Origin of the sequence: Brevibacterium sp. 2SA (assembly GCF_005502845.1) — a bacterium.
Classification (GTDB): Bacteria; Actinomycetota; Actinomycetes; order Actinomycetales; family Brevibacteriaceae; genus Brevibacterium.
In genome coordinates this window covers 23,726-30,178 of record NZ_SCMW01000048.1, presented here as the reverse complement: position 1 = coordinate 30,178, position 6,453 = coordinate 23,726, and the positions used below count along the sequence as shown (strand labels likewise).

Below are 6,453 nucleotides of genomic sequence, written 5' to 3'. Positions count from 1 at the left end.
CGGTGAGAGTGCGCGCACCGGGCAAGATCAACGTCCACCTCGGCGTCGGAGGAGTCGGCGAGGACGGCTACCACGAGCTCGCGACGGTCTTCCAGGCCCTCGACCTCACCGAGACGCTCACCCTCATCCCCGGCGGGACGGGCGCGATCATCGTCCAGGGACGCTACGCCGATGACACCGTGCCGCGCGGGGAGACGAACCTCGCCCGCCGTGCCGTCGACCTCCTCATCAGCACCTTCGAAGGCGAACGGGACGTCGACGCACTCCGCGGGCTCGACATCGTCATCGACAAGCAGGTGCCCGTCTCCGGCGGGATGGGCGGCGGCTCCGCCGATGCCGCGGCGGCACTGACCGGCGCCGCCCACCTCATCGGGGGAGTCGAGACCGAGGTGCTCTCCGACCTCGCCGTCGACATCGGCGCCGACGTCCCGTTCCTCCTGCGCGGGGGCACGGCGATCGGTCACGGCCGCGGGGAGAAGCTCAGCCCCGTCCTCACCCGCGGGTCCTTCCACTGGGTGATGGCCACCTCGGCGGGACAGCTCTCGACCCCTGAGGTCTACGGCCGTTTCGACGAACTCACCCCCGACCCGGGCCCGGCCGAGGTCCCTCCGGAGGTGCTCAAGGCGCTCGCCGCCGGTGACGTCGACGCGCTCGCGGCCGCCGCCGGCAACGACCTCACCGAGGCGGCGGTGTCCTTCCGGCCCGAACTCGCCGAGGTGCTCGAGGCCGGGCGCGAGGCCGGGGCGGTCCTGCCCCTGCTCAGCGGCTCGGGACCGACGATCGGGTTCCTCGCCCGCGACGCCCACCACGCCCTCGACCTCGCCGTCCTCCTCCAGGCCACGCGGGGAGTCAAGGAAGCGCTGCGGACGACGGGTCCCGCGGCGGGCGCCCACGTGGTCTCGAGCGGCTGATGGCCGCCGACGCGAACCCGCCGGCGCGGGAGAACCTCCACGGGCAGGTCGTCGAGGCGATCGGACGCGACATCGTCTCCGAGGCGCTGCCCCCGGGCGTCGTCGTCAAGGCCGAGGAGCTGCGCGCCCGCTACGACGTGTCCCTCTCGGTCATCCGGGAGGCCGTGCGCGTCCTCGAATCCCTCGGCATGGTCCGACCGGTGCGCCGGCTCGGTCTCGTCATCCTCGCGATGTCGGAGTGGACGATCCTCGATCCGCTCGTCGTCCGCTGGCGGATGGCGGTCCGTCCCGCCCGCCAGCTGCGGTCCCTGACCGAGCTGCGGGTGGCGATCGAGCCCGAGGCCGCGGGTCTCGCAGCGACCTATGCCGACGCCGAGGCGGCCGAGGAGATCATGCGACTGGCCGCGCGGATGCGGGCGGCCGGGCGGACCGGGGACGTGAGCGCCTTCCTCGACGCCGATGCCGCGTTCCACCGCGCTGTCCTGCGCGCCGGGGGCAATGAGCTTTTCGCGTCGTTCGACACCGTCGTCGCCGAGATCCTCGCCGGCCGCACCGCGGAAGGGCTGCAGCCGCAGTTCCCCCACCCCGACGCGCTCCAGTGGCACTTCGACGTCGCCGATGCGATCGGCGGGGAGGAGCCGGACCGGGCCCGGCAGGCGATGGCGAAGATCGTCGCGAAGGCCTACGACGAGATGTCCTCGGTCTGGGACGGCGAGCCCCGGCGGACGTGAGAGTCGGCGCAGCAGAGCGCTGACGCCCGCGCGCCTCAGAACGCGCTGACGATTGCGTAGAGGATGAGGCTCAAGGCGAAGCCGACGATGCCGAGGAGCGCCTGCCCGACCGTCCACGTCTTCAGCGTCGTCTTCGTGTCCATGCCGAAGAACCGGGAGACGAGCCAGAAGCCCGAGTCGTTGACGTGGCTGGCGAAGACGGATCCGGCGGCGAGGGCGAGGACGATCGCGACGACCTGGAGGCTCGAGAAGTCCGGATTGCCGACGACGATCGGCTGGACGAGCGCGGCGGCCGTCGTCAGCGCCACGGTCGCCGAGCCCTGGGCGACGCGGACGATGGCGGCGATGAGGAAGCCGGCGACGATGACCGGCAGGCCGAGCGCGGAGAGGGAGTCGGCGATCGAGTCGCCGATGCCGCTGGCGCGCAGCACCCCGCCGAACATGCCGCCGGCCCCGGTGATGAGGACGATCGAGCACACCGGGCCGAGCGCGGAGTCGACGATCGATTCGACGAGGGACCGGCTCTTGTTCCTCCGCCACCCGAGCAGCCACATCGCCGCAAGCACGGTGATGAGCAGCGCGATCGGCGTCTCGCCGAGCATCCGCAGGCTCGTCACCAGTGTGGATTCGCCGTCGACCCAGCCTGCCTCGGCGGCGAAGCCGAGTCCGGTGTTGAAGAAGATGAGGATGAGGGGGAGGACGAGGAGGGTGATGACGGTGGTCAGGCTCGGCGTCGACTTGAAGCTCGCATACTCGTCATCGCCGCCGCCGGAGAGGATCGTGGGCACGGGAACGTCGAAGCGCCGGCCGATGAAGAGCCCGAAGAGGTACCCGCACAGGTACCACGCGGGGATCGCGATGAGGATGCCGCAGATGAGGACGAGACCGACATTGGCGCCGAGGAGGCCGGAGGCGGCGACGGGACCCGGGTGCGGGGGCACGAAGATGTGCATCGCGGAGAACGCCATCGCCGCGGGCATCGCGTAGAGGAGCAGCGAGCCACCGAGGCGGCGCGCGACGGTGAAGATGATCGGGAGCATGACGACGAGGCCGGCGTCGAAGAAGATCGGGAATCCGAACAGCAGGGACGTCACCCCGAGCGCGAGCGGCGCGCGCTTCTCCCCGAAGGCTTTGATGAGACGGTCGGTGAGCACCTCGGCGCCGCCGGAGAGCTCGAGGAGGCGCCCGAGCATCGCGCCGAGGCCGACGAGGAGGGCGACGCTGGCCAGGGTCGAGCCGAACCCGTCGTAGAGCACGGTGACGAGGTCACCGGGGGTGATGCCGGCCGCGAGCGCCGTGAGGACGCTGACGACGACGAGGGCGACGAACGCGTGGAGCCGCAGCTTGATGATGAGCAGCAGCAGGAGGGCGATCGCCGCGGCGGCAAGGCCGAGCAGCGCGGGCGCCGGCAGCGTCCACGCGAGTTCGATATCGGTCATTGATCCTCTTCCTCGAGGCGGGTGCGGCGGTGGAGGGCGATGCGAGCGAGTTCGACGGGCAGGAGATCGAGGATCGTCTGCCGCACCGCGGGCAGGCTCTGCTCGATCGAGACGACCATGTGCGCCTCGTCGGGTTCGAGGGCCTCGAGGGTGGACAGCTGCGAGTCGAGCAGCGTCGGCGACATGAACTCGTGGGCGCGTCTGGCCAGGTGGTCGGCGATGACGGCGCGGGGGCCGTCGAGGTGGATGAAGAACGTCGTCGGCGCATCGATGCGCAGGCGGTCTCGGTAGCGGCGTTTGAGCGCCGAGCAGGCGATGAGCGGGGCGGGGAAGCGGCTGAGCTCCGTGGCGATCGCGGCGAGCCACGGCATCCGGTCGGTGTCGGTGAGCGGAATGCCGGCGGCCATCTTCGCCTTGTTCGCCGGGGTGTGCAGGTCATCGCCGTCGATGAATGTCACCCCGAGAGCCTCGGCGACCTGCTGGCCGACGACGGTCTTGCCCGTCCCCGACACCCCCATGATGACGAGTGGTGGAAGGGTCTGTCCCAGGTCCATAAGAATCTCTCGAAAACATATGATGATATTGATATGCTCTGCAGAATAAATCAGAGTTATTGAACCGTATTTCTTCTGCGGAAGACTGTCAACAACGTGACCCTGCAACGAAGAGGACTGCTGATGAACGCCGATGTCGCTGTGATCGGGACCGGAGTGATGGGCTCGAACCTCGCTCGCAACCTCGCCGGGCAGGAGGGTCTGCGCGTCGCGCTCTACGACCTCGACGTCGACCGCGCCCGGGCGGTGGCCGCGAACCACCCCGAGGCTCAGTTCCTCGTCGCGACCTCTCCCGCCGAGCTCGCCGGAATGCTGCGGACGCCCCGCGTCGCGATCCTCATGGTCAACGCCGGGGCCGCGACGGACGCCGCGATCGGCAGCATCGCCGAGGTGTTCGCCCCCGGCGACATCATCGTCGACGGCGGCAACTCCCACTTCACCGACACGATCGCCCGCGGGCGACGGTTGGCCGAGACGGGCATCGAGTTCGTCGGTGTCGGGATCTCCGGCGGTGAGGTCGGGGCGCTCGAGGGGCCCTCGCTCATGGTCGGCGGCTCCGACGCCGCATGGGAGCGCCTGCGCCCCCTCCTCACTCCGATCGCCGCCCGCGCCGAGGTGCCGGGGTCGGTCGCACCGGTCCCGTGCGTGGCCCACATCGGCACCGACGGCGCCGGTCATTTCGTCAAGATGGTCCACAACGGCATCGAGTACGCCGACATGCAGCTCATCGCCGAGGCGTGCACGATCCTCCGCGACGGACTCGGACTCACTCCCGCGCAGATCTCTGCGGTGCTCACCGAATGGAACGCGGGCGAACTCGAGTCCTACCTCATTGAGGTCACCGCCGAGGTCTTCGCCCACACGGATGCCGCAACGGGACGTCCCTTCGTCGACGTCGTCGCCGATGCCGCCGGGGCCAAGGGGACCGGGGCGTGGACGGCGCAGTCCGGTCTCGACCTCGGGGTCCCCGTGCCGACGATCGCCGAGGCGGTCTTCGCGCGGTCGCTGTCCCAGGCGGCGGATCTGCGCGCCCAGGGGGAGGCCCTCGGCGGGCCGGCCCCTGCCGACACAGCCCCTGCCGACCGCCTCGGCGAGGCGATCGAGACGGTCCGCCGGGCTCTGTTCATGGGCAAGATCCTCGCGTACGTCCAGGGCTTCGACGAGATCGCCGCGGGCGCCCGCGAGCACGGCTGGGACATCAGCCTCGGCGAGCTCGCGTCGATCTGGCGGGCCGGGTGCATCATCCGCGCCCGCGTGCTCAACCGGATCGTCGCCGCCTACGAGGCGCAGCCGGAGCTCAGCTCCCTGCTCGCCGCCGATGATGTCCGGCAGTCGCTTGAGGCCGACCAGGCCGCTCTGCGCTCGACCGTCGGCGACGCGGTCGCGGCGGGGATCGCGGTCCCGGCGCTCGCCTCGGCGCTGGCCTACGTCGACGGCCTCCGCACGCCCCGGTCCTCGGCGGCGATCATCCAGGCCCAGCGGGACTTCTTCGGCTCGCACACCTACGGTCGGGTCGACCGTCCCGGGGTCTTCCACACGCTGTGGTCGGGTGACCGCAGCGAAGTCGAGGTCTGAGCCGCCGGTGGCCCCGGCGCGGGGAACGTGGCACTGTGGGATCTATGACTCAGCCACATGATGCGCCGCAGACCCACGATTCGACCCTGCCCCACGACGACGTCGATCCCGGCGGTCTGCTCGAGTACTCGGTCGTCTTCACCGACCGTTCGCTCAACCACATGTCGGCGCGCTTCGTCTCCGTCATGCAGGACATCAACCGCATCCTGCGGACCGCCTACGACGCGCAGAGTGTCGCCATCGTCCCCGGTGGCGGGTCCTATGCGATGGAATCGGTGGCCCGGCAGATCGCGACGGGACGCAAGTGCCTGATCATCCGCAACGGGCTCTTCTCCTACCGGTGGTCGCAGATCCTCGACGCCGGATCGATCGCGAGCGAGACCGTCGTCCTCCCGGCCCAGCCGGACTCCGACGATGTCCAGGCCGCGTGGTCGCCTGCCCCGATCGCCGAGGTGGTCGCCGCCATCGAGCGCGAACGCCCGGCCGTCGTGTTCGCTCCCCATGTCGAGACGGCCTCGGGGATGCTCCTGCCCGACGAGGACATCCGGGCCGTCGCCGATGCCGTCCACTCCGTCGGGGGAGTCTTCGTCCTCGACTGCATCGCCTCGGGTGCGGTGTGGGTGTCGATGGCCGACCTCGGCGTCGACGTCCTCATCAGCGCCCCGCAGAAGGGGTGGAGCGGATCGCCGTGCGCGGGCTACGTCATGCTCGGGGAGGCCGGCCGGGCCGCGGTCGAGGCCGGCACCTCGACGAGCTTCGCGATGGATCTGAAGAAGTGGCTGTTCATCGCCGACGAGTACGAGGCCGGTCGCGCGCCGTACCACGCGACGATGCCGACGGATGCGCTCGCCCACAACGCCGCGCTCATGCGCGAGACCGAGGAGCGCGGCTTCGACAAGCTCGAGACGGCGCAGTTCGAACTCGGCGAACGGGTGCGCGCGGTCTTCGCCGCCCGCGGTCTGCCCTCGGTGGCGGCCCCGGGGTACCAAGCGCCGAGTGTGGTCGTCGTCCACACGACCAACCCCCAGCTGGCCAACGGCGCGGCATTCAAGGAGGTCGGACTCCAGGTCGCGGCCGGGGTGCCGCTGCACACCGGGGAGCCGGAGGGCTTCACGACGTTCCGCATCGGGCTCTTCGGCCTCGACAAGCTCGGTGACATCGACGGCACCGTCGCCCGCCTCGAAACCGCCCTCGACCGGTTCGACGTCACCGCGAAGTAGAGCGGCCGACGGCACCCGCCGCC

The 6,453-nt window shown here is 70.6% G+C and carries 6 protein-coding genes; 4 read left to right on the top strand and 2 right to left on the bottom strand.

Translation table 11 applies throughout. From position 1 onward, the window contains the following. The first annotated feature begins 2 nt into the window (after positions 1-2). Together FFS20_RS14370 and FFS20_RS14365 are read left to right on the top strand one after the other, a co-directional pair. A complete protein-coding gene (locus tag FFS20_RS14370; protein WP_137826514.1) occupies positions 3-911 on the top strand; it encodes a 4-(cytidine 5'-diphospho)-2-C-methyl-D-erythritol kinase in 909 nt (302 codons plus the stop codon). Continuing rightward, entirely contained in the window at positions 911-1,642 is a 732-nt protein-coding gene (locus FFS20_RS14365; RefSeq protein WP_137826513.1) for an FCD domain-containing protein, read from the top strand. Before FFS20_RS14370 ends, FFS20_RS14365 begins: the two co-directional genes overlap by 1 nt. A gap of 35 nt (positions 1,643-1,677) precedes the next feature. On the opposite strand, the gene FFS20_RS14360 is transcribed toward FFS20_RS14365, so the two are convergent. Together FFS20_RS14360 and FFS20_RS14355 are read right to left on the bottom strand one after the other, a co-directional pair. Next, the gene (locus FFS20_RS14360) at positions 1,678-3,081 is read right to left on the bottom strand and encodes a GntP family permease (protein ID WP_137826512.1); all 1,404 of its coding nucleotides are present in this window, start codon (positions 3,079-3,081) and stop codon (positions 1,678-1,680) included. Beyond that, positions 3,078-3,635 (bottom strand): gluconokinase, encoded by a 558-nt coding sequence (locus FFS20_RS14355; protein WP_137826511.1) that lies wholly within the window; start codon positions 3,633-3,635, stop codon positions 3,078-3,080. Before FFS20_RS14355 ends, FFS20_RS14360 begins: the two co-directional genes overlap by 4 nt. A 123-nt stretch (positions 3,636-3,758) precedes the next feature. Between FFS20_RS14355 and gndA the strand changes: the two genes are divergently transcribed. Both gndA and FFS20_RS14345 read left to right on the top strand, forming a co-directional pair. Continuing rightward, positions 3,759-5,210, top strand: a complete 1,452-nt coding sequence (gndA, locus tag FFS20_RS14350; protein WP_137826510.1) for an NADP-dependent phosphogluconate dehydrogenase — start codon at positions 3,759-3,761, stop codon at positions 5,208-5,210. Positions 5,211-5,254: 44 nt separating this feature from the next. Next, on the top strand, positions 5,255-6,430 hold the full coding sequence (locus FFS20_RS14345; RefSeq protein WP_137826509.1) for an aminotransferase class V-fold PLP-dependent enzyme: 1,176 nt from the start codon (positions 5,255-5,257) through the stop codon (positions 6,428-6,430). Positions 6,431-6,453: the final 23 nt, after the last annotated feature.